We start from the raw sequence: 26,024 nt of genomic DNA, 5'->3' as shown, positions 1-26,024 counted from the left end.
ATGGGATCCGAGGTTCGAGCCCTGGTGCCCCCACCAAGATCTTCAAGCTCTTCCGACGCTGCACATGAGAACGGACTTTCCGGTTGAGAGTTCAGTTGGAAGCTTTGTTCAAGGGCCGGTGGGCTGGCTGCGCGTTACCGCAGTGGCTACCGCATTCCGGCGGCGTAGAGCCCTCATTCACGCAGAAGCCTTGCGACTGGTGAGCGCCTTCACCTGGAATCGCCGTACGTCCCCATTACTCCGCGGTGGCGAAGTTGACGATGACTCAAATAGCACCACCACCAGCGCGCGTCGGTCTCGGTGGTTTTGCCTCGAGGACTTGCACCTTGCCGAAGCAGTTTGGGCATAGCTGGATCTCGCACAAACGGCGGCTCTCGGGACGATCTTCAGGTCAGGACGCCCATGGACCGCGGCGCCAGTCGCAGCGCAGCGGCTCGGCACCGAGATAGCCCCCGTGAAAGCGGGGATCGTCCTCAATCCGGATTGCCTTGTTCCATTTGGCTAACCGCTCGGAGCGCGCGATCGAGCCGACCTTGAGCTGACCGGCATTCCAACCGGTCGCCAGATGGGTGACGGTGATATCCTCAGTCTCGCCCGAACGAGCCGAGATGATACAGCCCCAATCGAGCGACTTGGCGGCCTCCAGTGCTCGACGAGTCTCGGTGATCGTCCCGACCTGGTTCGGCTTCAGCAGCACGGCATTACAGCAGCCTTGCGCAGCCGCAGCTTGGACGCGCGCCGCGTCCGTGACGAGAAAATCATCGCCGATCACCTGCACCGTGGCGCCCACCTCGGCTGTGAACGCGGTCATACCCGCCACATCGCTTTCCGCGACCGGGTCTTCCACCGACACGATCGGGAATTTACGCAACCAATCGAACAACACCGCTGACCACTCCGCGCTGCCAGCTTCATCGTCCGTAGAGACTCAATGATCCGGCTCCGATCCTTCCCCTTCAACGTAATGCCCCTCGTACTCCCAATGTACGCACACGTGTACGCGTCGGGTGCGAAATTTGTCAAGTCGCCGGATCTGACCGGCTAGATTTCGAAGCGTCTCAGGCGTGGCACGGCTCAATCCATCGGCCGCACGCCTCAGTTTAGGGGGTGGGTGAAGTCGCAACGGTGGGTGCCACTGATGGCTGTGACCCTGTCCTCCAAGTGATCGTTCAAAAATCGGGTGGCGATGGTGATCGTCGCCAGCACCGGACGGGTGCGAATGTCCCCTCCTGCTGGCTGCTTCCGGCGCCAAGCTCGTGGTCAAGGATCAGGCGCGGCCTCGACGGCCACGGCTGAGACCAAACGATCGCCGACGCAGTGGTGGCCGAGATCAAGCGGCAGGGCGCCGTGGCGGCCGCCAACAGGGACAACGTCGCTGACCCACAGGGCGCCAAGCGCGCATCGTGGACACGGCGATCGCGGCGCGTTTCGTCGGGCCGACATCGCGGTCTCGATTCTCGTTGTCTCTCACGATGACGTCTCAAATCACCAGCGTGGCCAATCAGAAATGTTACTGTCTTGCTGTTTGGATTACCTGTCAGGTCGACCCGACGTCCATGCCACTCGGATCGGCGTCTATGGAGAAGGATTGTCGGCTGTTCTCGCTACCGATTTCGCTGTGTCTGATCGCCGCGTTGCTGCGGCGGTTTGCGATGGCGGCCTTTGGAATTGGGCGGTCGCCGGTGGGCGTGGCACGGTCAGCGCATCAGAGGCGATCAAACTACAAGCTGACTGCAGGGCGGCGTATTGAGCTCGAGTTGATCATGCCGCGGACGACCCGGACTCCCTTAAGGACATCGAGAACTTCGTAAGTTCCGACGATTGCGTGTTCGGATGGTTGGAGCGCAAACTCATGCGTGGTTCCGCGTAGCCATTGTCCGCCACTACAACTACATCGCGAAGGACTAGGTCACTAAGAAAGTCGTAGCGTTGGCTAGAGTTATTTTCGTAGCCATCGTCAAGTAGTCGCCGATTCCGTTCTTGCAATTACGCGGCGCTATAACCGGTAGGATTTGCTGACAACTCGAGCGATTGATGCCTACAACACGCCAATACTCAGCTCGCCTCGTCCAGCCCGGCAAACATCGAGTTGAGCGAGAGCGCGACTGAGGATCCACACTCACCAAAAGTACACTCGCGGGTGCAGCGAACGTCTACAGTTTCCTTGGCCTATCTAGCACTAACATAGGGCCATATGGACCTTGCGTTTTCTAGGATGGGTCCGCCAACATCGAATGCTCACGCTACTCCGCATGTCGCTATAAGCTCGGCAAGCTCGTTCAGTTCTGCGCCGAAAGCCACCACCGCCATTTTGCCGTGTCATGCCGCTCTTCTGCTCAGGCGAGATCGAGTTCGCCGGCAAGCCCGTAGTCACGTGCAAGCGCGCGCAGTTTCTCCCAGGTTGCGTCCTCGATTTCGATGCCATTTGCCCTGCGCTCCTGTTCGCGCAAATATCCGATCTCGCCAGGGTAGAACACGCCATATGAGCCTTCCGACGGCGGCGTAGTTTTCAGGTAATGCGCGAAGTCGGTGACCTCTTTCTTGAACTGATCAAGTGGGCGAAACGCAGCTACATTGAACACCGCCATGAAGCAACCGAAATTGTGCCGGCCGCTCGGCTCGACCCCGAAACCAGGGCCGGGCAGCAGACTGCATAGCACCTCCACCATCGCGGCAAGGCCGCTGCCCTTGTAGCCTTGGGTGCCGCCGAGCGGCAGCAGCGCGCCGCCTTTGCGGTATTCGCGGGGATCGGTGGTGGGCCGTCCCGCGGCATCAATGATCCAGCCGCTGGGAATTTCCTCATCGCGCGCGACCGCCAGCTGGATCTTACCGGCGGCGACCACCGAGGTCGCCATGTCGAGAAGAAAGGGGGCCTCGAGATCGGAAGGCACCGCGATAGAAATTGGGTTGGTGCCGAGCCGCGCCTCGCGTCCGCCGAAGGGCGCGACATATTTAGGTGAGCGGCCGGAGTCAGCGGCCGCGAGCCCGATCATGCCGGCGTTTGCCGCCATCAAGGGATAAGCGGCGAGCCGTCCGAGATGACTTTGCCGGAACACGGTGCAGGCCGCGACATTGGCGCTCTTTGCCTTTTGGACGGCGAGCGCCATCGCTTTGGAGCTGACATGGAAGCCAAAGCCCCATTGGCCGTCGATGACGGCTGTGGTCGGAGATTCTTGCACGATGGTCCACTCCGCTCCCGGTACGATATGACCCGCTTTGATCGCGTCGATATAGGTCGGAATGGCGATGACGCCATGGGAATCATGGCCGGCCAGGTTGGCATTTACGCAGCCGGTCGCGACCGCTTGTGCCTCGTCCTCCGGGGTGCCGGCAGCTTGCAGCAGCGCCGCACAGATCCGGGTGAGGCGATCGGCCTTCACGACCAGAAAGCGCCCCTCCTTATGCAGCGGGCCGAGCCCTGAGTTCTCGATTGGACTCATTAAGATCCTCCTCGATTTCGGCCAGTCGCCAACACCTCGGCCGGCCCGACACGCCTTGCAAATTGCTTGCCTCGAATGCCCCAAATAGATTAGTCCTCAAAAACCCACAAGCGCACCGCCATTCCTCCAAGAGCAGTTCGCAGCCCGGACGTGCGTCGAAAAGCCATCGCGTTCAAAAGAGGGAGAATTAAACGAGCTTGTCTAGCTCAGTGGATGTCGATCGCACGCAAGCAGCCGGCAAGCTTTCTGCTCCTCCATAACGCGCCGATCGGATCGATTTGTCGGTGGTTCTTCCTCATCGCAGCAATTGGCGTGCCGCTCGCGGAATCTGGGCCGCGCCTTGCTTGACTACAGAAAAAATAGATATCTGCGAATGTTCCCTATGGAATGGCCGGCCCGCTGTTGTCCAGTTTCCGACGTAGGCGTCTTCAAACGGACGTGGATCGCACGACAGACGTCGAAGCTTAGATGCGATGGCGGGCGCCTCTCGTCTGAGCTTGAACTTCGCTTGAGGATGATGGGTTCTATGGACTCACCAGCAACCCTCAGGGATCGGTCCGCCATCCGGCATCATAAGCTGTGTCTTCCCATGGCCCGGGCACTCGCGGAGGAAGCGGCTGGGCTTGCCAAGGTCGCAGGGTTGCAGAGATCAGTTGGAGGATCGGCCAAGTCCGGCGCGACAAGCTCGTGCGGGGCGCCGATGCTCTTAGCTCATGGCGAAACTTCTGCTCTATTGAGGAGTTTGGAGGAAAGTGGCTCAACCTTAACCGAGGTGTGGTCCGGGATCGCGACCTCGCCTCGTACGATCGTCGTTCCCAGCGCACGATTAAAGTCTGAGACTAAACATCTAGTCAACTAGAGCGCAAGTTCGTCACATTATAAAAAGTACTCGTAACCCTAGAGGAGAGGGTACGAGACGCCGGCGGCCGATCGCGCCGTTGGTGCTGAGTGCGCAGGAGTCAGCGTGTCGCGAACTCGCGGTCTGAGCGATGTCGCGTCTTGTGGATGTGCGGACGGCTTGTCGAGCAGGGCCATCGCGGCTGAGCTTGGCCTCCATGGCCACACCGTTGGTAAGTGGCATCGCCGTCTCTTGAAGGATTGCTGTGATGGCCTGCTCGATGAGGCTCGCCCTGGCTGCCATCGAACCATAAACGACGATCAGGTTGCTGCTGTGATCGAGCGGACGTTGCGCACCGCGCCCACAGATGCGCCGCACTGGTCGATCCGCTTCATGGCTGCGGAAACTGGCGTTTCCCACACCACGATCCGCCGAACGTGGATCGCGTTCGGCCTCTAGTCTAGCCGCACCGGAGACAGACATTCAAGCTGTCGAGCGAGCCGCTGTTCGTCGGCAACGCGCGCGATATCGTCGGCCTTTACATATCGCCGCCGAACCGAGCACTTCTCCTCAGCATCGATGAGAAGAGAAGAGATCCCATGGGGAGTGGATAGCGACCGACGCTCTGGCAGAGTGAGGTTGCTGACCCACCCACTCTGGAGGCGACCATGCAAATTGTCACTGACCGACCCCAAGCGCCGACCGCTATCCGCACCGATCTTGGCGCGATTTTCGTCTCGTTGGAACTTAGTCGATCGACCTGGCTGATTACATCGCTGTCGCCGGGCGGCGGAGAAAAGATGTCGAAGCATACGGTTCGCAGCGGCGATGTCGCTGGACTGTGGGCGCGGTTCTCTCAGCTCAAGGACAAGGTGCAGGTCCGCACGGGGCATGTCGTTCCAATCATCGTGATTCAGGAGGCGGGTCTCGACGGCTTTTGGATCCACCGCTTGCTGCAGGACGAACGGGTCGAAAGCCACGTCGTTGATCCCGCTTCAATCGCGACGTCGCGCCGGCGTCGACGGGCGAAGACTGACAAGATCGACGGGGAAGCTCTGGTGCGCGCGTTGCTGGCGTATAAGCGAGGCGAGCCGCGGGTGTGTGCCATGGTTCGAGCACCGACTCCACAAGAGGAGGATCGCCGCCGGATCTGCCGCGAAAGAAAGACGCTGACAGCGGAGCGGGTCGAGCACGTCAATCGGATCAAGGGGCTGCTGTTCGCCCAGGGCATCTCTGACTATGAGCCCTTATTGCGCAAAAGACGGGAGCGGCTTGAGGAACTCAGGACCGGTGATGGTCGTCCGCTACCTGAGCATTTGAAGGCACAGATTGGACGCGAACTTGATCGACTTGAACTCACACTTCAACAGATCAAGTCCGTGGAGGCTGAGCGGGATGCTATGCTCAGCCCGTCGGACGAAGGCACGCCAGCGCCAGGAGCAATGTTAAAGAATTTGAAGGGGATTGGCCCGGAATTCGCCGGTGTCCTGTGGTCGGAGGGGTTGTTCCGAAGCTTTTCCAACCGACGGCAGGTTGCCGCTTATGCCGGATTGGCGCCGACGCCCTGGCGGAGCGGATCCGTCGCGCACGAACAAGGCGTCTCCAAAGCCGGAAACCCGCGGCTGCGAACAACCATGATCCAGCTCGCCTGGTTGTGGGTAAGGCATCAGCCCCGTTCGATACTGACCCTGTGGTTTCATCAGCGCGTACAGCTCAATGGTGGCCGAGTTCGGAAAGTGCTGATCGTTGCCTTGGCGCGAAAGCTGCTGATCGCCTTCTGCAAATATGTGACCGCCGGGGTTGTGCTGGAAGGAGCCGAGATAACGGCCGCCTGAAAACAAACGCTTCCCCCTTTTCAATCTTCCGGGGCCTGATCAGCTCCAGCGGATCCAGGTGAGCGGACCGAAATTTGGCCTGGCTTAAAAAGCCGAAGAAGAGAATGGTCCCGCCCTCCTGAGCCCTCGCCCGACGCAAGCGGGATATTGGTGCGGCCGATAAGAGCGGCGACCGGATGTGAGTTTGAAGCGGCATCGGAAACGGGCCGGGTCATGCAAACGGGCTCAGACCTTGGATACGGAGCAACGACGGGAGATTTACCATGGAATCCTGATCCGAACATCTTGACCCACAAATCCCCATGTGAGCCAAATCCAGGCAATTGATCGCGAGCAGCCTTGCGCCAGGGTGTGGATCACCAAATCACCTATCGCGGACGTGTTCGTCGTCTGGGCGAAGACAGACGACGGCATACCTGGAAAGCGACGGAAGCGCGTTTTGGCCTCACCCCGAAGAAATACCAGTCGGAGCAAACCGACTACACGGGCCGCATCAGCAGGATAGTCCCTGTTGCGAGCGCCGTCAGAATACCGACATATACATGCAGCCCATGCGAACCGTACACAACAACGACCTTGTTGCGTGGCCCGGCCTTCATCCTCTCCACCGCCCGCGCCACGCGAGCGCGCAGCTGCTGAAAACTATAGGTGCCTCGATCGTCGATGACAGCGACTGCCTCTTGAGCTCGGGCTTGAGCGTTAACGCGAGAGTCCCCTATCGAGACAAGAACGTAGATCGCTGCCCACGCTGTTGGCGTTCTCCCACGGGGGCTCCGATTGCCGCTGGATAGCCTGAATTCTTTCCTGGCGCCCATATGCAACTGTTGCACCGCTGCCACCACATATCCAGGTACGCCTTGCTATCGGAAACGTACAAGCGCCAGCACGACCGCTTTAGCTTCTGAGCTTTTCCAGACCCCCCGCACACTACTTTTCACGGACGACTTCTTGCACCTGCCTGCGTGAACCGATTGAGTGGCCGCTTGAGACCGAGGTTCTCTCGTAGTGTTTGTCCGGAGTATTTGGATCTAAATTTGCCTCGTCGGCGCAATTCGGGAACGACGAGCTCAACAAAATCCTTAAGTTCGCTGGGAAAGGTCGCCGGCATTACATTAAATCCGTCAGCCGCACGTTGCTCGAATGTGTCTACCATGGTGTTGGCAATTTCGTCCGGTGTTCCAACAACCATCAGATGACCGCGGCTGTCCGACACCAAACGGATGAGTTGCCTCCAAGTGAGTTTCTGGCGTACCGCCAAGTCGAGGAGCACCTTTTGGCGACTCTGGATGAAATTCGTCTGCGGTAAAGTCTCGGGGACCAGTGAGTCGAGATTCATTGAACCAAGGTCGGTGACAAACCCCAGCGAACGATCGGCCGCTCCAATTTGAACGTCGACGTGGGTATACGATTGTAGTTTTTGAAGCTTTTCAGACGCTTCTTGCTTGGTCCTCCCAACGATCGGGACAATGCCGGGCATGACTAGCACCTGATCGTCCCGCCGCCCAAGTGCGCGCGCTTTCTCTTTGAGAGTTGCGTAATATGCCTTGCCATGCTCTAAAGAAGGTGCGGCGGTGAATACGACCTCGCCAAGCTCTGCAGCAAACCTAATCCCAGCATCGGATGCGCCAGCCTGAATCAACACGGGATAGCCTTGCGGCGGTCTCGCGATGTTCAGGGGCCCTCTGACTGATAAGTAGTCCCCTAGGTGGTCAAGCAAATGCAGCTTCGTGGTATCAGCGAAAATACCACTTTGCTTGTCGCGAATGAAAGCGTCGTCTTCCCACGTGTCCCAAAGACCCTTGACGACCTCGACGAATTCTCTCGCTCGAACATAGCGCGTATCATGATCTGGAAGTGCACTTTCGCCGAAATTGGAGGCTTCGAACTTATTTCCCGAGGTGACAATGTTCCAGGCCGCACGTCCCCGCGACAGGTGGTCGAGTGAGGCCAACATGCGTGCAAGATGATAAGGCTGATGGTACGTCGTCGTCGCCGTCGCGACAAGACCGATGTGTTGTGTTCTCGATGAAAGCGCCGACAACAGCGTGAGTGGCTCGAAGGCATCGTTTCGGCTTACACGAGCTATGGTTGCGGGATCTTGTTCCGGTACGCTTGGAGTATCGGCGAGAAATACGAAGTGAAACGCGGCACTTTCGGCAAGCGCTGCCACATGAGCGTAATAATCAACATCAACTCCGCCATTCGCCGGCACGCTCGGATCGCGCCATGCACCTTCGTGATAACCCGCCTGGACGAGGTACAGTCCTAGCTTCATTTCATCATTACGCCGCATGCCGTGTCTCCCTTTGAATTGAACGATCTTCGCGAACGTGTTCAGCTGCTATCGTGTTCGTTGAACCGAATAACGCGGCTCGACGCTCTAGCTTTGCAGCCACTACAGATCTCGTGTGCCTCCCGACAAGGTTGCTTCGATACTCTCTGAGACAAGTGTTGAGGCGGCTCCGACCAAGCCGCGTTCTAAACATCGTCAGACCTAGCCCTCTGTCGGAGTTCCGAGAGAAAGATGGTAGCAGACGGCAGATACCGCTTATCCGTACCGAGATCCGCTAGAACGGCATCGATCTTGCGAAAGTATCGGTTCGTCTGCTCTTCAAGCCAGCTCTTTTGCCCATCGGAGGTGGTAACTGCAAATTTCACCGAGCTGAAAACAGATGGCCGAATGCCGACCTTCAGCAACGCCTTTCGAACGCAGCATTGGCCAATCCTCCGTCATTGTTAATTGCGCACCGTTGCGCGTATTGTGGAAAGTCGCGAAGCCGCTATCGCCGAACTATGCGCTCGATCACCTCGATGAGTTTAACGGTATGCGGCTTCGTTCGCGTCGCGGTAGTCGAGAGAGCGCGCAATTGACGGGCCCGAATCCCAGTGCGTTTTAAGACCGGCGCGCTCGACGGTCGCGCCGGTCCAGACCAGCATGCACTTCCATGCGAAGTCGCGGTTGGAGCAGACTTGCAGGAAGAGTTCTGCATGCGCCAGGGCATCGATCCGCGCCGTTGGCGACAACAGACCGTCGTTGATGTTGCATGCCGAACTCCCTCCAGCTGACGTTTGACCGGCCCGACGGTCATCAACCGATACGTGACATGCTCCCGCCATCTAGATCAATTACTAGCATTGGTAGTTGACCCGGAATGCGATCATGGGATCCAGCTAGTGTCCTGAACCAGAAATTCGTGGCATTAGGATGCTTGGCTTTGAGTATTGTAGCGGCAGGTCCTCGATATGGCAGACTTGGCCCATTTGAAAAGGTTGGGGTTGCCGCGCGAGCTCCAGTGGATCGCATCCCTTGGAAGGATCTGCAAGGTTTTTGCGACGACGGCTTCGACCTGCGCATCTTCGATTCTCCGCGGCGCCCCAGACCTTCGCTCGTTGCGCAGGCCTTCCAGCCGCTACGCGACAAACCGCCTGCCACTTGCCGACTGTCACTTCGATTGGGTCGAGCCTCGCCGCCACCTCACGGTTCGAGCTGCCTTCCGCGTAGGCCAGAACAATGCGGGCTCTCAACGCCAGGGCCTGGGTTCTCTTCCGGTGGCCTGCCAACGCGTTCAACTCAGTCCGTTAGTCATCGCTTGGGACCAGGGGCGGAAGTTGCTGGAGCATCGAATGCTCCATCGCTGTTGCCCTGAGAGAACATGGCATAGCGATGCGACTATAGCGCGAATCTAATGATGCGAACTTGTGAGTTACGGAACTACAATGACGTGAGACTTGCATTCTGAACTGCCGCTTCGTCCACCCGGATACGTTACCGTCAAAACAGCAGCTGCGTGCCCTTCGTCCCGCTCAGCTAAGACAACCGTTCTTGAGGCGAACAATGTGCTCAAGCGGCGAGCCGCGCAGCGGTCGCCCGCATTGCTTGTCTTACGCATCGGGCTGGTCGGTCGGCGTGGCCCCCCCAAGCTTGGGAGTTGCATTTCAAGTGCTTGTATGAAACTTCGTCTGAAGACGGGACTCGTCACGCGGAGAGCCCGCGCGGTGACAAACCCGTTATGTGTTTGTCGTCGCGAAGAGGGCCAACAGGCAGTTGCTACAGGCTGGGCGGGCGAACATTGCGGCCCAAATCTAGAAAGGTAAGGATCGTCCCATGGATTTCATGATCTCCACGAAGCAGAAAGAATGGCTTGACCGCGTGCAGTCGTTCATGAGCAAGCATGTCCGGCCCGCCGTGCCCGTTTACAAGCAGCAGGATGCTGAGGGCGATCGCTGGAAGGCAATCCCCGTGATCGAGGACCTCAAGAGGAAGGCACGGGCCGAGGGTCTGTGGAACATGTTTCTGCCGCCGTGCCCGCATGAGGACGATGAATTCCGCGGGGCTGGATTGAGTAATCTGGAATATGCGCCGCTTGCGGAGGAGATGGGCCGCATCGGCTGGGCTTCGGAAGTGTTCAACTGCTCCGCACCCGATACCGGCAATATGGAAGTCTTGATCCGCTACGGCACCAAGGAGCAGAAGGGACAATGGCTCAAGCCCTTGATGAACGGCGAGATCCGCTCCGCCTTTCTGATGACGGAGCCTGCGGTCGCCTCATCGGATGCCACCAACATCGAGACTCGGATCGAGCGCGACGGCGATCATTACGTCATCAACGGCCGCAAATGGTGGTCATCGGGAGCGGGTGATCCCCTTTGCAAGCTTGCCATCGTGATGGGCAAGACCAATTTCAAGGCGCCGCGCCACCAGCAGCAATCGCAGGTCCTCGTCCCGCTCGATACGCCGGGCATCAAGATTGAAAGAATGCTTCCCGTATTTGGCTATGACGATGCGCCGCAAGGGCACGGGCAGGTACTGCTTGAGAGTGTCCGAGTTCCCGCGAGCAATCTGTTGCTGGGCGAGGGCAGGGGGTTTGAAATCGCGCAGGGCCGCCTCGGGCCGGGCCGCATCCATCACTGCATGCGCACCATCGGCAAAGCCGAAGAGGCGCTGGAGAAGATGGTCAAGCGGCTCAATTCGCGCATCGCTTTTGGCAAAAAGATCATCGAGCACTCGGTGTGGGAGCAGCGCATCGCGGAGGCACGCATCGACATTGAGATGAATCGGCTATTGTGCCTGAAAGCCGCCGACTTGATGGACAAGGTCGGTAACAAGGCGGCTCAGCTCGAGATCGCAATGATCAAGGTGGCGGCGCCCCGCATGGCACTTAAGGTCATCGACCACGCAATCCAGGCGTTTGGAGGCGCCGGCGTGTCCGACGACGCGGGCCTTGCGCGCGACTTTGCGACGACGCGCACCATGCGTCTAGCGGATGGTCCCGATGAAGTGCACTGCCGCGCCATTACCAGACTCGAACTACGGAAACATGCACACTCTCCGGTAAATTGAAGCGAGCGCTCCGTGGCGCTCCCGAAAAGAAATCGGAGAGCGCTACGTTGGCTGGCGGTGTCAGAAAGGATAAGAAGTTTTCAAGCGCGGGGTCTATTGAGGAGGCGTTGATGCCTGGAAACACGAGCGTGTCGAGGAGGTGTTCCGGTCTCCCGACGTGCTGCAGTTCGAGGGCGGCGAGTCAAACTGCCTAAGGAATCGCAGCTCTTACGTAATGCGCCGCAAGCCATTCCGCGCGCGGGCAATCGACCTTCCTGTCTGCGTGGATCATGTCCAATGACAGGCAAGCAGTACCGTCCCCGTCCCTACGTTTGCTTCCGCCGCCGAGCGCGATAATCTTCCGGGTGCTCCGCAAGGGCTCTATCTTGATCAGGGCACAGTCAAGCATGCGATCGTCGCAAGCCGATCGAGCCGCAGGACTGAATGGATAACTGGCCTTCGTACATGTCGGGCGGCGGGGATATGATGCAATGCTCACTATTGCGGGTAGGATCGGCAAGAAAGCGTTTCTTGACCCGCTGATCTCGCATTTGAGACTCCGCGTTTTTCAATCCGCGCCTTGCGGCCACTCGCTTACCGCGCAATGTGCAAGCGGTACCGGGGAGTCAGGTGATGCCTGGCGGGGCGCTATCAGGTCCGAACCTAAATGTCCTGCGCGCTTGTGCCCTGAGTGTCAGCAACGCGTCGGACGCACGGATGAGCGCAGTGCTCGGATTGCGCCTCGACCTGCGCTTGTCGTATCCACGACAATACAGGACGACGTTGTATACCACGCGGCTGCGCTGTCGATTTCAGCGTTCCTTCGGCAAATGAATCGCTTGAGGCCCGTGTTTCGCGATTGGCACGGTGCTTGCTCAGGATCACCTCGATAACTCGAGGCCTGCGATGAAAGTCAGCGCCGCCACCTGCCGTCCGCCTGCACGTAAGCGCTTCCCGCTGGCGCTTGGAACCAACGAGGCCGCCGCCATCGCGATGAAATTCACAGACGTGACGTGTAGCGCCATCATGAGCCAAGACGGCTTTGCGCCTGTGATCCGCCGTTGCATAGCATTTCACGGCTCGCTGTCCGGCGAGCTATACGAAATCCAAGGCGTCGTGGGCGAAAAGGTCGATACATTAGCGGAAATCGTCCAGATTCGTGCCGAACCAGACAAAATGGCGGTAACCAAACTCCAGCTTACCGGCATCGTCGACTTGCGTTTTTCCTCGGTGTTTGTCGCGGGTTACGGTCGGCCTCGGGCCCAGGTTCGAGGTAGGAGGCTGTACAATACGATCGTCCATCCGATCGAGGCCGCCGCATTCGTCACGCGACGCATCACCAGGCGGGCGAACCGCTGGGCCCGCGAACTCGGCGGCGCGGGATGCGAGCGGTCTATTGTTCGGGCTGGTGCGCGGTCCACAATCTGGCGTTTCCCAATTCGTGTCCAGCTGAATAGCTTCGTCTGGCAAAGAAACCGCAAACCTGGAGAATACCACCATGAGTGAAACGGCTTTGATCGATAGTATCATTCCGCGTGCCGACATCGTCAAACGCGCAGCGCGCATCGGCGCTGAAGTCAGGAACATTAAGCTGTCGGGCGATTTCCCGGACCAGACGATCGCCGCGATCAACAGCGTGCTGCTCGAACACAAGGTCATCTTCTTCCGCGACCAGGGTCATCTCGACGACGCTGAGCAGGAGCGTTTTGCTCGTCGTTTGGGAAAACTTGCGCCGCATCCGACAATGGCTGTCACCAATGGAACGGCGTCGATCCTCGAGCTTGATTCCGCCCGCGGCGGTAGCCGCGCCGACTTTTGGCACACCGATCTGACGTTCGTCGATGCCTATGCCAAGATTGCGGTGCTGCGAGGCGTTGTGATCCCACCATTCGGCGGCGATACGATTTGGTCAAACACCGCCGCGGCTTATCTCGATCTGGCGCCGCCGCTGCAACGGCTTGCAGACGAGCTCTGGGCCATTCACAGCAACGCCTACGACTACGCCGCAATGGGCCATGCCAGCGAGGCCGACAAGAAGCACTTTGACGAGGTCTACACAAGAACGATCTTTGAGACTGAGCATCCCGCCGTGCGCGTCCATCCCGAGACCGGCGAGCGTACGCTGGTGCTTGGTGATCTGGTGCAGCGCTTTGTTGGTATCCCGAAACATGACAGCCAGAGGCTGTTCGATTTATTCCAGGCTCATATCACCCGGCCCGAAAACACCGTGCGCTGGAACTGGAAGGAGGGCGACGTCGCGATCTGGGACAACCGCGCCACGCAACATTATGCGGTAAATGATTATGGCGATCAGCATCGCGTCGTCCGTCGCGCCACCATCGATGGCGAGGTGCCCGTCAGCGTCGATGGCCGATGCAGCGTAACGCGCATCAAAAACACCAAGCAGCCGAAGGTCGCCTAGTGGTTTGATTCATTTTGGCGCTCCCAAGTCGGCGGGCCTATCCGCCGTCGGCTGTCACTTGCGACCGTAGTGCGCCGCAGAAGCACGTGTGGCGCAGCAACACCAATCTAGTCACCGTGTACTGCTGCGGCACGCCGAGATCATGCGCCGGTCAAAACGCACTGGACTGGCTGGATGCTGTCCGAGACGGCAGTATCAGCTTGTGCGGTCCAACACCTCCTTGAAGCCCATCAGCTTTAGCCGTATCGTGTCAGGACGTTCAGTTCGCCGAGAAGCTCCGAGACATCCTCGGCCTCTATGCCCATCCTACGACTCATGCCGCCGTCCTCTCGGTGGACGAAGAGACCCAAGTCCAGGTTCTCGACCGCACGGCTGCGGTGACAATCACGGATGATTAAGTGCAACGGCACGACCACGCTGTTCGCCCCGCTCAGCGTTCTTGATGGAACGCTCATCCGCCGTAACACGAAGTCTCCTGAGTTCAGCCGCTTCCTTAACGACACCGCGCCGAGGTCCCCAAGCGAAAAGCGATCCACGTGATTGTAGACAGTTGCGCTGCCCAGAAGATGAAATATCTAGAAGTGGCTCGCCTAAGAACCGCGCCGGAACTTCCACTTCACGCCTCCTGCCGCTGTCAGACGAGGGAAACAAGCCTTAGACTTGATAAAAGATGGAAAATAGCGGCGTCTTTTCTGTTGTATGATAATCTAGGATCCGACTGAACTCGCCTCTATGGCCGGCGATGCCCCTCCCGCGTAGGAGCGGTGGTCGCGTCGATAGGGATATGGCTTGGCTGCCGGCTCGTTATTTGTTTTTCCTCACGCTGGTCCTCACACAAGTCTTTTATTAGTTATTATCAGCGACAGAGTCGTTTACGACAAACGCGGACGGTTGTATGTCGTCCTTCGGCTGCATCGCAGGCCTATTCGTCAACCTCGGATTTTCGAGCTGGCCGGCTCCAGTTGCGTGGTGGCGAGCCATTTCCTTACGCTGATCCCGTTTTTTCGGCATTCGCCTTGATCGTCATCTGGCGGCGACTCCGTGTGACCTTTCAAGTCGCTACGCGGACAAGCCGGCGCTCTCGCGCCGTACCAGCAGGTTTCGTCGCCAGCTCTCGGGCGTCGCCCATTGGCGTCTCCGAAATTGCAGGTAAAGTACGCGCGTCGCATTTCGAAGTGGCCGGTCCGACAATTCCTTCGTTCATGCTGCTGCTCTTTCTGCTTCGATAATCCTGGCGGCATTGAGGTCCGCTGATAGCGCGCGGTTTTGATGCTCGCTGGCGAGGAGTTCCAGACTTGGCGCGTGCTGGGCATCAGAGCTCGCGTTGCCAGATCTGAGCAGTCACCGGCGACTCGAGATCAAGCGTGTCTGTGCCGACGTCGGATTTGCGACGTGCTGTCTAGCCCACGACACGTCCGCTTGAGCAGATAGCTCTTACGAATCAAACTCTGGCACTTGGCACGAGTCTTGATAAAGGGATGTCATTCAGCATAGCACGCTCAAGGAATTGCAGTGGTGGCTCATGAGTTATCGCCTATCAGTTCACTTATGCGCTGCGTGTGAATTCGACTGCTTCGAGGTCATTTTCCGCCTAACTGCTCGCTCTGGCACGATTTTGCCTTCGCGGTCGGGGGCGCGCGCGCCCCGTGCGGGGATCCGATTCTCGCCGCCGATTGCGCGATGCGGGTGATCGACCGCTTAGGCGTTCCGGCCTCCTGCCGCGTCTCCCTGTGCTTAACACGCGCGAAACGTCGATCCCGTGGCGGAACCGCTGGTCAAAACAACGCAGTTATTCTCATCAGTGGGTGAGCGGGCATCAGGCGGTAGGGCTCAATAGCAGGTCCAAGCCCGTGGCGCGTTTCGCGGCGGTGACGCACAGCTGCGGAACGTTGCGCGTGAATCTGCATCCGCAGCTCCATCGCAAACTCAGGGCGGCATAGACAATCCTCTCGGTGAAGCCAAGAATTGTTCCTCCGCCGAGGCAACCGAGCAGCGTGACTTCCATGGACAAGATAGCCGAAACAAAGCCTGTATCAACTTCGCGGTACGGGCTGATGAGACGGGCGGCTGGCCATCACCTCGCGGTCGAGCTCAGCGAGACCGCGAAACTCGCGCTGCCGATGGTGCCGATACAGTTTGGGCAGATCGCGATGACGACGACCGACCTTGCCTTCATCGGACGTATTGGCGTCGAGGCGGTCGCCGCGGCAGCGCTGGCCGGCAGGATCTATTTTGTAAGCATCATCTTCGGCATCGGCCTTCTGACGGCGAGCGCACTCGTTGCGGTGCAGGCGTTTGGGGCGTATAATCTAGGCGTGGTACGGCGCTCGCTTCGCATGGGCTGTGGGCGGCGCTGCCGCTGTCGCTTCCGATCATGGTGTTTCCGCTGTGGGGCGAGCAAACACTGCTCACGCTTGGCCAGTCGCCGGACGCGGCGCGGCTCGCCCAGCAATATCTGTTTGGATTGGCCTGGGGCGCTGCGCCAGCGCTATGGTTTCTGGCCATCCATAGTTTCATGTGCGCGGTCAACCGACCGGAGCCGGTCTTGTGGATCACACTCGCGGCCATCCCCGTGAATGCCGTGCTGGTTTATCTGCTGATGTATGGGAAGCTCGCACTGCCGCGCTCGAGCTGTTCGGAGCGGGTCTTGCCACGACCGTTGTGAACTGTTTGACGTTTTTTGTGGGTTTGTGGTTCGCCACAATGCGCCGCCCTTTCCGTGACTACTACGTGCTTGCACATCTCTGACAGGCGCCGACAAGAATAGCGACGTCGCTGTTCTACAGGCCGTTCGATTGTATGACCTTCGCGGAGCAACCTTGCAGAATATCTTGAAAGGTGTTTGCGCTGACCCGGTCCTAAATGCACATCCTCGCGACAGTTGTACCTGCATAGCACCAACCACGAAGAGGATGACCGGGAAAGTGGCCTACACGGAGATGGCTGGGTACGCAGCGACTATAGAGGACAGGGCATGCCCAAGATCATGGCAGGAGTAGCGTTCGGCGTGTCCTTTTCCATGTGGGATCCTGACTTCTTGTGTGCACTTGTAGCGCACTGGCAACTGGATAAGTGTGTCGTTGCGCAATACGGATATGCACATCATGAACCCGGCGGATTACGGCAGGTAGAACAGAACGTTCTGACCGACTGGTTGCTTGTTTGGCTAACTGGTGAGGAGTTGCCACAAAACTAAGCTGATTTCAGCGGCATGATCGGCAAAGTTCGTGGTCCGGCATTTGCCACGGCTCGACGGTCAATGAGCGTCCGACGGCTGAAATGGTGCTGAGGGCTGGGGACGCTTGACGGTGCGTGACTTTCCGAGGCTTGCTCCGCGTCATAGGCAGCGGGCGACCCGCAGATGACCGGCCGAAAAGGCCCTCGCCAAAAGTCTTCAGCGGATTCCTTCGGCCGGAACCTTCGCGCGCGTCATGACGATCGGGTGGGAGTCACGAAAGGCGGAGCCCCTCACGGTTCGGCAATGTAATAATCTTCGTCGAGCCCAGTGGGATAATCGCCGAATTCCACATGATGGTTCGGCGCAAAGGCGAAGCGAGCCTCGAGCCATGCATCGACCGCGCTCGCCCCACTCTCGTCGCCTCCTTCGTCAGATGGCTGGCGAGGCATACTGCAGGTGTCATGGCGGCAATTGCCCTCCGATCATTGAACGGAAGAAACGATGGTCAAAATCACGCGCCGCAAGCTCGTCAGACGTGGAATGTGCGGCGGAGCAAAAATCGACCTGCATCAGGCCAGACTAATCGGCGCCGAACGAAGCAACTGCCAAAATTGCCTCGGGTCACCCGAGCTCTGAACAGCGCTTACGACGTTAGGGGCTGCCGACGGCGCAACCTGGGCGCATGACACAGCTTTCGGGCGGACGAGTCTTGTTCTAGTTGTGAACGTCATGCGGAGCGCTAATTGAGCGTCACTGTATGAAAGGCTTGAAGGGCCTCCGGTGGCCGGGCGTTCGGCACGAGTTGCTATCGGGGCCGCTCCACGCTCCTTGTCCTCGTGTTCAGCCGTGTCCGGTTGAAGACATGTATGTTCAGAGCCGAACACTCAAGGTGTAAGCATTTTCTGTCGCGGCATGAAGCACATGGATTTGCGGTTCTTCAAGCAAGGCTCGCAGCATGGCACGCCGATTGCTCGGGAGCGGTGAAGGATCAGTTACCAAATGGCCGCCTCGGAGTCCGGCCTAGGAAGTTCAGATGAAACTCTTCGGTTGCCCAAATCAATGAGACCGAGCATCTTCATTACGGTTCCGCCAATTGAAGTGTGGCTGCGTCGCCTAGAGGCGAAACAGATTAGCGAAACAACTGCCCAGAAGGGCCGATACGGTCATTGCGGGTTCCAAACGACCAAATCCGGAATCTCAGGAGAAACTTTCGGGGCGGTGGCTGTGCCATTCCTCGGAATGACGCCGAATAATCCGAAGATGCTTTGATGTCCAACTACCTCATCGACCTGCTTGCCATCCTCAATCTTGAACGGATTGAAATGAACCTGTTTCGCGGCAACAGTCTGAACACTAGCTCGCAACGGGTATTCGGCGGTCAGGTAATCGGGCAGGCGATGGTCGCGGCATGCCGCACGGTGGAAGGCCGGCTGCCGCATTCGTTACACTGCTATTTCATCCGGCCGGGCGCCCCGCAGGTGCCGATTATCTACGAGGTCGAACGGCTGCGAGACGGCAAGAGTTATTCGACGCGCCGCGTGACCGCGATCCAGCATGGCAACGCGATCTTATCCATGATGGCGTCATTTCACGCCGAAGAGCAGGGTACGTTCGACCATCAGGATACGATACCCGAGGTGCCGCCGCCGGAAAGACTAACCGTCGAGGAGTTGTCCAAGCAGCCGATGTTACCCGAAACGCCGGAATTCATACGCCGCCATTATGCGCTCGAGTTGCGCCCAGTCGAGATTGGCCGTTACTTCGGTCAGAAGTTCGACGATGGCCGCATTCATATCTGGATTAAGGCCGCTGCGAAGCTGCCCGACGATCCGGCGCTGCATATGTGCGCGCTGGCTTATGCCTCCGATTACTCACTGCTGGATTCGGTGATGGCGCGCTATGGCTACACGCCGTTCGACAAGCGGATGATGGCCGCAAGCCTCGATCACGTGATGTGGTTTCACCGCCCGTTCCGCGCTGACGAATGGCTGCTTTACGCGCACGATTCGCCGAGCGCTCAGGCTGGACGCGGCCTCACGCGGGGACTGATCTTCAAACCGGACGGTGCGCTGGTCGCCTCCGTCGCCCAGGAGGGCTCGGTGCGCGAGCGACGTTGAGCCTTCACGTGGCACAAACGCGTCTCGCGGCCGCATCGACATCGCGCTCGCAGCGACCACAGCAGTCATCCTGCAGGTATTTCAGCATCGCGTCCCCAACGACAACCGATAAGGTGCTAATCGTGCAAGAAGTGGACAACTGGGCACCGAGCGCGGACCGGCAACTCGCTGGAAAGTTTTGGGGCGGACCTATTCCGCTCATGCTGATGAGCTATTGGGAAAGGGGAGGAAGCTGCAACGCCTTCCAAAACGCCGAGATCAATACCGATTGCCCGTTCCAGCTGCCGGCCAACAGACCTCATATGCGCGGCATGGCCATTTAATTCACCCAATAGTATCCCACAGCGTGTGCGTAGGCAAGACAAGGGTGTGCACAGGATCCCATTCGCACTTGCCATTCAACATTGACGTGCGCGAGAGCCTCCGGCGCTGCCACGTTCGACGTCCCTTCGATAGCAGGGGAGCTTGATCAATCGCCCAGAAAGTCCTCGACGCCGCCGCGGGCTATGGGGATCGAGAAGCTAAACGATAAAACCGATGAACACTTCGCGCGCCCGGCGCCCGAAGCGCCTAAGAAGCAAGACTGCTCATTCTCGGATTTCGGACCGGAGGCGCCCTGCTCAGTGTCGCTGCGTCCAGGGCCTGCTCCCAATTTGCGACAGCCGTCATCCCCGGCTACCGCTCTAATCCTAAGTCGCCAAGTCATGAAGACATCGCGCTCGTCGGTCCAGTTGTCCTTGTTCTCTGTTCCAAAGCCTTCCTACGATGATCCCTAGAAAATCGACACTAAGCTAGCTGTGGGACAGTGCAGCAAATGCCCTACTAAGGCTCGAGACGCTAGAATCCGCATATGAATCATCACGATCGGACAGCTAGTTTTCGGCTCAACGAGGGCTGATCCTTGTCCGGTTTCTGACAGCGGTAAAAACGGCTGTCGGGTTTAAAACGGCGGCGGCCGTTCTGGGGCGTGCGAATCTTTTCAAAGCGAACCAAAGGCTTAATGAGTTTGAACGCCGCTGGCACACCCGTTGCTAGTGAGTGGCGGCAATACCGACTGAGAGCCGCTGTTCTCGCGCTCCTTTCTTCTCCGGATGTGAGCACTCGGGTTTGAAGGGAGATCATCGCTCGTCTTGCGCGTCTGAATGCACTCTCTCACAAACGCATACGGCTCTCCATTAGCCGATCGCTAAAAGTTGCGAGGCTGATAGGCGTACGCTGTACGGCCAAACGACGAACGTAGATCGGCCTCTGGCCGAAGTTCGCACGATGTTGAAAGGTGAGCTTCATGCCGTTAAGTATCCTGCCTGGCGTTTTCTTCACCGCGCCTAAGTCATGATGCATTGATGTCGAAGTGGCACATTGAACCTGGCGCAACAGTACGAGAACAGCACGGAAAGACCGATGAAGATCACAGGCGTCCACACCCACATCCTTCAAGCCGCGCTGTCCCAGCCTTTGGCCTATTCGCGCGCTTGGTATGACAGCCGCACGGCCATGCTGGTCGAGATCGAGACCGACCAGGGTGTCGTTGGCTGGGGCGAATGCTACGGCCCGGCGCGCATGACGGCTGCCGTGGTCGGCAGCGTCGCGCCATGGCTGATCGGCGAGGACCCGCTGCGTACCGATTGTCTTTGGCAGATGATCTATGCGCGCCTGCGCGATCACGGCCAGAAGGGAGTCGTGATCCAGGGCTTGAGCGGCATCGATATCGCGCTGTGGGACATCAAGGGCAAGCACTTTGGCGTTCCCGTGCATCAGCTGCTGGGCGGAGCGCAGCGAACCGAGGTTGCCGCTTACGCGACTGGCCTGTACCGGCGCAAATCAGACGATCCGACGCAGTATCTCGCCGAACAGGCGGCGGCCTATGTGGCCGAAGGATTTTCTGCGGTAAAGCTCAACGTCGGCTTCGGCTTGGGCGAGGATGCCGCCGTGACGCGCGCCGTTCGCGAAGCGATCGGGCCGAATGTCGCGCTGATGGTGGATGCGAATCACGCCTATGACAGCGTCGCTGCGATCCGTTTCGGACGAATGATTGAGCCATACGACATCGGCTGGTTCGAAGAGCCAGTGCCGCCAGAGGATCTCGCCGGCTATCGCGCGGTGAAGACGGCGCTGTCGATCCCGATCGCTGGCGGGGAATGCGAGTTCACCCGCTTCGGCTTTCGCGACCTGTTCGTCTCGCGCGCGCTGGACATCGCGCAGCCCGATACCTGTGCGGCCGGCGGGCTGTCCGAATGCAAGAAGATCGCCGACATGGCGGAAGCGCTCGGCATCCGCTATAACCCGCATGTCTGGGGCACTGGGATTGCGATCGCGGCGTCCCTCCACTTGATCGCGGTTCTGCCGCCGCACACGCCGCTGTCGCTTAACACCGCCGGGCCGTTCCTGGAATTCGATCGCACCGAGCACCCGATCCGGCAGGCGATTCTCACCGACTCGATCGAGCACGCCCGCGGTATCGTCCGCGTGCCCGACAGGCCAGGACTCGGCATCGAGATCGACCGGAAGGCTCTGGCGCGATTTGATGCGCAGTGATGCGTCAGCCGCCGCGCGGCAGCGAGATTGCTTGCTGCAGGGGCTGGTCGGCCACTAGGCTCGCGATTCCCGCCACCCATCTGATAGGCTTTGATCCCACCGTAGTATTTATCAGGATAGCGGTTGCGTGATCGGCCGTGGCAACTCTCGAATAACGAAACCCCGATGGAGCTAAGACAATGACGATCAGCAAAGGACCGCAGGCATTCCCGCGAGCAGAGTACCTGCGGCGGCTTGCTGCAGTGAAATCAGAAATGGCACGGCGCGACATCGATACACTTATCATAAACAACTCGTCGAACATCACCTACCTCACCGGTTACACCGCCAAGTCCGGCTATGTCCCGCAAGTTTTGGTGGTTTCGATTCACAAGGAGGAGCCGACGTTTATCCTGCGTAAGATGGATGTGCCGGCCGCCATCCATCAGGCCTTCCTGGAGCGCGGCAACGTGATCGGCTATCCAGAGAACCTCATCGGCAACCCTGACATGGATGGCTTTGACTCGGTGATCTATTTCCTCCATGAAGTTGGTCTTGCAAACCGCGGCTTGGGGCTCGAACTGGCTTCCCTATCGGCGCAGACTACAGACAAGTTCAAAGCGCGGATGCCGAAAGCGAGGATCGTGGATTGCAGCAAGTCTGTAGCTTGGATTCGGTTCGTTAAGTCCGATTTCGAGATATCGGTGATGCGGGAAGCTGCTGCCATCGCTGATGCGGGAATCATGCGGGCGGCAGAAGTGATACACTCTGGTGTGCGCGAAGCGGACGCCATGGCTGAGATCGCGGCTACGCTGGCGCGCGGCGCCAATGGCAAACCCGGAACGGACTTTACGTCCATGTTCTTCTGCTCCTCGCCCCGCACGGGTACGTGCCATATTCGCTGGAGCGAGGACATCATTCGTAACGGGTCGCAAATCAATCTTGAGCTTGGCGGAGTTCGCCATGGCTATGTTGCTGCGATCATGCGCACCTTCTCGGTTGGCCGCCCCTCCGACCGTCTGCGTCGCCTACATGAGGCAGAGCTTTCCGGTCTAGAAGTCGCGCTGAACACCGTGCGGCCCGGCGCCACCTGCAGTGACGTCGCGAACGCCTTCTATCGCACGATTAACAGTCTCGGTTTCAAGAAGGAGTCGCGTTGTGGGTACCCCATTGGCATTGACTGGACGGAGCCGACCGCAAGCCTCAACGATGGAGACACGACAGAACTAAAGCCGAACATGACATTTCATCTAATGTTGGGTAACTGGACCGAGGAGGACTTTGGTTACGTCATCAGCGAGACATTCCGTGTTACCGAAGCCGGCGCCGAAGCCTTAACTAGTGCGCCACGTAAGATCTTCGAGCTTGGCTAGGCTAGTGAGGAGATGTCGGACGACTGTCGTCGCCTGTTTTGCCCGGCTCTTTACAGCCTGATCTGACTCCCAAGCGACATTGACGGCGATGAATCCTGCTGTGTTGCAGTGGTGATCGACGAAGAATGGGATAGGCCCGGTGTTTCGAGACCTACAGCGGCGTCAGGAAGCCATTCGATTCTCGTGAGCTCGTACATGGAACGTGTGGTGTTGACGCCAACGTCCACTATCCGCGCGGGAAATGTCTCAGGTTCCTGGTGCGGGTGCGTTGCTAATAGACGGCGGTTGGACGTCTCCCTTAGCGCCACACGCCACGTTCGCAAAAGTTCGGCATAACTGAGCTGAGCACATTGAACACGGCCGCTCCTTTCGGCTCCGCCGTGATTCGGGATGAATCCAAGGCCCCTGGGCTGGGCTCCTGTCAGTTGGGCTCGATCGCGTTAGCTTTGACAGTTCCCCACGGTCAACCATTGTGTTAAATAGTTTGATTGAAAGGGACGCTTCGCGCTCCATCGACCAAGCGCAGAAAATGGCGATATAGGAGTCCGACATTGGACGAAAATCTGAAGGGCGGCTAGAACTCGTCAATGACATTACAGGTCCCAGCCTCTCTCGGAATCCTACACCTCGAACGTGGGCTGCCGTCCGATGCCGCGCGACCAATGCCGCTGTCTAACTCGTTGCTGAATCCGGCTACCTTCAACTTCCCGGTTATCTCGGAAACCGTGCGAGGGGCTTGGGTAGAGAACGTCGTCCGGGGCGATCCGGCGCTTGAGCCGGCCTATGTAGCAGCCGCACGGCAGCTGGTCGAGCAAGGTGCCGTCGCAATAAGCTCGACGTGCGGTTTCTCCATTCGCTATCAGGAAGCAGTTGCGGCCTCGGTGAATGTTCCGGTGGCGATGTCGAGCTTGATTCTGTTGCCGATCTTGCTGCGTCAGATGCCGAGGTCTGCAAAGCTTGCCGTTTTGACCTACGACTCGACGCATCTGGGCGAGGATCTGGTCGGGATCCATGATCCGGCAGAGCGAGCGAGGATAGTCATAGGTGGCGTCGAAGGCGGCAAGTACTGGCACGACGAACTGAAGCGTCCGCCCCCACCGACCGACGTCGGCGCTATTGAGGGGGATGTTGCCGCCTGCGTCGCCCGAGTTCGCGCCGCGCACCCGGAGATCGCGGCCATCCTGTTTGAATGCGTGGGATTCCCCCTCGTCGCGCCGGCGATCCGTAGCTTGACGAAGCTGCCCGTCTACGACATCACCATTCTCTGCCGGATGATGATCGCATCGGTCGCCTGAGGCAACGCGACGGTTCAAAACGGTGCCACTCGACCTGCGCTGCCACTGAGAACCTAGTCGTCTTATTCGTTCGCCCGATTCTAAATCGCGCGAAACTGAACACGTCCCTGAAGGATCCTCACGTTCGATCCGACCGCGCATGGCATCAGAGATGCGCGCTATCTCACGAATTTATTCGCACTCCATGCTCGATCGCGCCGGCCCGCACATAAGGCTTGTGCCAGGAGCAGGGCGCAAGGATATTTCTGATGCAACGCAGTCTGACCAGATACCTGCTCACCAATTGGCCAGATTACCACCACTTCCAGGTCATTATATCAGTTCTGTGCGTCAAGTTCAGCAAAATTGGTCATGGGGTCCGGCTGAGCCATCCCCTCGGAGCCGCCGTCGCTCGCTTGCCCAAAGCGTAGCGCTGGCGAGCGACGGCGGCGGAGAGGGGGGCGTGCATCCCCTTGGTGGGCCTGAGCATCATCAGGCCGCCTGGCGTAGCGCCTCCTTCTTGTGCTCCTTCAGCAGATCGATGTTGAGATAGCGATGGTCCTCGAGCCAGGCCTCATGGCCGCTCGACGGTCAACGCCCGAACAAGCCGCAGGCAGCTCTCGGGCATTGGGGAAGATTCGGACGACATAGGTGCGTCGCCAGATCTCCTCGTTGAGACGCTCCAACATGTTGGTCGACTTCATGTGTTTGCGGTGCGCCAGCGGCAGGCGGAAGTAGGTCAGGGTCTCCTCGATGTTCTCCTCGACCCAGCCGGTGAGCTTGGGATATTTGCCGCCCCATTTGGCAAGCCAGGCCTCCAGATCGCGCCGCACCTCTAAGAGGTCACGCGGGTCGTACATCCAGCGCAGCTCCAGCAGGCAATCGTCGTCGACCTTGCGCGGCACATAGTCGAGCGCGTTGCGCAGGAAGTGCACATAGCAGCGCTGCCAGAACACCCCTGAGAGGACTTCGGCGATTGCCTTCTTCAGCCCGGGATGGTCGTCGGAGACGACGAACTCGACGCCATGCAGGCCACGGGCCTTCAACGCTTCCAAAAACTCCTTCCAGCTCGACCGGCTCTCCCGGTTGGCCAGCTCGACCGCGAGCACCTGGCGCCGACCTTCCCAGTCGACGCCGATCGCGATCAGCACCGCCTGGCTCGTAATGATCCCGTCTTCCCGGACGCGCTCGTAGCGGGCGTCCAGGATCAGATAAGGGAACGGCTCCTTCAGCTTGCGTTCGCAGAAGGCCTTTAGCGACGCATCCAGCCGCTTGTTGAGCGCGCTGATCGCGGAGGCCGAGAAGGCATGGCCCACCAGTTCCTCGGTGACCTGCTTGACCTTCCGCGTCGAGACGCCTTGCACGTACATCTCGGCTAACGCTGCCACCAGCGCGTTCTCCGACCGCTGATAGCGCTCGAACAGCTCGGTCGAGAACCGTCCCTGGCGGTCCTGCGGCACCTTGAGCTCGATCTTGCCAACCCGGGTGATCAGCGAGCGCGGATAGTAGCCGGAGCGGTAGCCCAGCCGTCCTTCGGTGCGCTCTAAGGTCGCCGCAGCCAGATCCTTGGTGATCAAACTCGCGACATTCGATCAGCGCGTGCTTAATGGCGTCGCGGGCGGCGCGGGGTAACGTCCGCGTAGCTCAGGCCTTTGGCTCTGTTGGCCAATGCCCAGTTCACTCCATCTCTAACCTTCGACGTAAACTTGAACT

14 protein-coding genes and 3 pseudogenes are annotated in these 26,024 nt (G+C 58.9%); 12 read left to right on the top strand and 5 right to left on the bottom strand.

Annotation, left to right across the window (positions count from 1 at the left end; genetic code table 11):
- Positions 1 to 391: 391 nt before the first annotated feature.
- Together KIP88_RS40355 and KIP88_RS40350 are read right to left on the bottom strand one after the other, a co-directional pair.
- Entirely contained in the window at positions 392 to 886 is a 495-nt protein-coding gene (locus KIP88_RS40355) for an enolase C-terminal domain-like protein (RefSeq protein ID WP_214493698.1), read from the bottom strand.
- 1,450 nt (positions 887 to 2,336) lie between these two features.
- Entirely contained in the window at positions 2,337 to 3,440 is a 1,104-nt protein-coding gene (locus tag KIP88_RS40350; RefSeq protein ID WP_214493697.1) for an Ldh family oxidoreductase, read from the bottom strand.
- Between the two features lie 878 nt (positions 3,441 to 4,318).
- Between KIP88_RS40350 and KIP88_RS40345 the strand changes: the two are divergent.
- Positions 4,319 to 4,865: pseudogene (locus tag KIP88_RS40345) on the top strand (helix-turn-helix domain-containing protein); the annotation flags it as partial.
- A gap of 81 nt (positions 4,866 to 4,946) precedes the next feature.
- Complete coding sequence (locus KIP88_RS40340) at positions 4,947 to 6,113, top strand: IS110 family transposase (protein WP_214493696.1); 1,167 nt, start codon at positions 4,947 to 4,949, stop codon at positions 6,111 to 6,113.
- Between the two features lie 934 nt (positions 6,114 to 7,047).
- Here KIP88_RS40340 and KIP88_RS40335 read toward each other — a convergent pair.
- Positions 7,048 to 8,406 (bottom strand): LLM class flavin-dependent oxidoreductase, encoded by a 1,359-nt coding sequence (locus tag KIP88_RS40335; protein WP_214493695.1) that lies wholly within the window; start codon positions 8,404 to 8,406, stop codon positions 7,048 to 7,050.
- 524 nt (positions 8,407 to 8,930) lie between these two features.
- Positions 8,931 to 9,137, bottom strand: a complete 207-nt coding sequence (locus KIP88_RS40330; protein ID WP_214493694.1) for a hypothetical protein — start codon at positions 9,135 to 9,137, stop codon at positions 8,931 to 8,933.
- 1,081 nt (positions 9,138 to 10,218) lie between these two features.
- On the opposite strand from KIP88_RS40330, the gene KIP88_RS40325 reads away from it, so the two are divergent.
- From KIP88_RS40325 to KIP88_RS40280, 10 genes and pseudogenes are all read left to right on the top strand, one after another.
- Positions 10,219 to 11,454 (top strand): acyl-CoA dehydrogenase family protein, encoded by a 1,236-nt coding sequence (locus tag KIP88_RS40325; protein WP_214493693.1) that lies wholly within the window; start codon positions 10,219 to 10,221, stop codon positions 11,452 to 11,454.
- Between the two features lie 885 nt (positions 11,455 to 12,339).
- A complete protein-coding gene (locus tag KIP88_RS40320; protein WP_214493692.1) occupies positions 12,340 to 12,939 on the top strand; it encodes a hypothetical protein in 600 nt (199 codons plus the stop codon).
- Complete coding sequence (locus KIP88_RS40315; RefSeq protein WP_214493691.1) at positions 12,932 to 13,855, top strand: TauD/TfdA family dioxygenase; 924 nt, start codon at positions 12,932 to 12,934, stop codon at positions 13,853 to 13,855. The genes KIP88_RS40320 and KIP88_RS40315 overlap by 8 nt, the downstream gene beginning before the upstream one ends.
- Positions 13,856 to 15,909: 2,054 nt before the next feature.
- Positions 15,910 to 16,600 (top strand): annotated as a pseudogene (locus KIP88_RS40310) (MATE family efflux transporter); the annotation flags it as partial.
- 229 nt (positions 16,601 to 16,829) lie between these two features.
- On the top strand, positions 16,830 to 17,051 hold the full coding sequence (locus KIP88_RS40305) for a hypothetical protein (protein WP_214493690.1): 222 nt from the start codon (positions 16,830 to 16,832) through the stop codon (positions 17,049 to 17,051).
- Positions 17,052 to 18,301: 1,250 nt separating this feature from the next.
- Positions 18,302 to 19,150, top strand: coding sequence for an acyl-CoA thioesterase II (gene tesB / locus KIP88_RS40300; RefSeq protein ID WP_214493689.1), 849 nt, complete (start codon positions 18,302 to 18,304; stop codon positions 19,148 to 19,150).
- Between the two features lie 122 nt (positions 19,151 to 19,272).
- Positions 19,273 to 19,473: a hypothetical protein gene (locus tag KIP88_RS40295; RefSeq protein ID WP_214493688.1), complete on the top strand. Its 201-nt coding sequence runs from the start codon at positions 19,273 to 19,275 to the stop codon at positions 19,471 to 19,473.
- Between the two features lie 1,078 nt (positions 19,474 to 20,551).
- The gene (locus KIP88_RS40290) at positions 20,552 to 21,685 is read left to right on the top strand and encodes a mandelate racemase/muconate lactonizing enzyme family protein (protein WP_214493687.1); all 1,134 of its coding nucleotides are present in this window, start codon (positions 20,552 to 20,554) and stop codon (positions 21,683 to 21,685) included.
- Between the two features lie 179 nt (positions 21,686 to 21,864).
- Positions 21,865 to 23,037: a Xaa-Pro peptidase family protein gene (locus KIP88_RS40285; RefSeq protein ID WP_214493686.1), complete on the top strand. Its 1,173-nt coding sequence runs from the start codon at positions 21,865 to 21,867 to the stop codon at positions 23,035 to 23,037.
- A 662-nt stretch (positions 23,038 to 23,699) separates the two neighbouring features.
- On the top strand, positions 23,700 to 24,332 hold the full coding sequence (locus KIP88_RS40280; RefSeq protein ID WP_308163752.1) for a hypothetical protein: 633 nt from the start codon (positions 23,700 to 23,702) through the stop codon (positions 24,330 to 24,332).
- Between the two features lie 471 nt (positions 24,333 to 24,803).
- Here the strand turns inward: KIP88_RS40280 and KIP88_RS40275 are convergent.
- Positions 24,804 to 25,873: pseudogene (locus KIP88_RS40275) on the bottom strand (IS256 family transposase); the annotation flags it as partial.
- Positions 25,874 to 26,024: the final 151 nt, after the last annotated feature.

Source organism: Bradyrhizobium sp. SRL28, from assembly GCF_018596315.1.
GTDB lineage: Bacteria > Pseudomonadota > Alphaproteobacteria > Rhizobiales > Xanthobacteraceae > Bradyrhizobium.
Note: the sequence above shows the minus strand (reverse complement) of the source record. Positions and strands in the feature narration are given on the sequence as shown.

What these genes read in the sequence shown, in the direction of transcription:
- KIP88_RS40335 (WP_214493695.1), bottom strand. Translation starts at nt 8,406, where the DNA reads ATGCGGCGTAATGATGAAATGAAGCTAGGACTGTACCTCGTCCAGGCG.
- KIP88_RS40350 (WP_214493697.1), bottom strand. Translation starts at nt 3,440, where the DNA reads ATGAGTCCAATCGAGAACTCAGGGCTCGGCCCGCTGCATAAGGAGGGG.
- KIP88_RS40320 (WP_214493692.1), top strand. Translation starts at nt 12,340, where the DNA reads ATGAAAGTCAGCGCCGCCACCTGCCGTCCGCCTGCACGTAAGCGCTTC.
- KIP88_RS40305 (WP_214493690.1), top strand. Translation starts at nt 16,830, where the DNA reads ATGCCCAAGATCATGGCAGGAGTAGCGTTCGGCGTGTCCTTTTCCATG.
- KIP88_RS40325 (WP_214493693.1), top strand. Translation starts at nt 10,219, where the DNA reads ATGGATTTCATGATCTCCACGAAGCAGAAAGAATGGCTTGACCGCGTG.
- KIP88_RS40340 (WP_214493696.1), top strand. Translation starts at nt 4,947, where the DNA reads ATGCAAATTGTCACTGACCGACCCCAAGCGCCGACCGCTATCCGCACC.
- KIP88_RS40290 (WP_214493687.1), top strand. Translation starts at nt 20,552, where the DNA reads ATGAAGATCACAGGCGTCCACACCCACATCCTTCAAGCCGCGCTGTCC.
- tesB (WP_214493689.1), top strand. Translation starts at nt 18,302, where the DNA reads ATGTCCAACTACCTCATCGACCTGCTTGCCATCCTCAATCTTGAACGG.
- KIP88_RS40280 (WP_308163752.1), top strand. Translation starts at nt 23,700, where the DNA reads ATGCCGCTGTCTAACTCGTTGCTGAATCCGGCTACCTTCAACTTCCCG.
- KIP88_RS40315 (WP_214493691.1), top strand. Translation starts at nt 12,932, where the DNA reads ATGAGTGAAACGGCTTTGATCGATAGTATCATTCCGCGTGCCGACATC.
- KIP88_RS40285 (WP_214493686.1), top strand. Translation starts at nt 21,865, where the DNA reads ATGACGATCAGCAAAGGACCGCAGGCATTCCCGCGAGCAGAGTACCTG.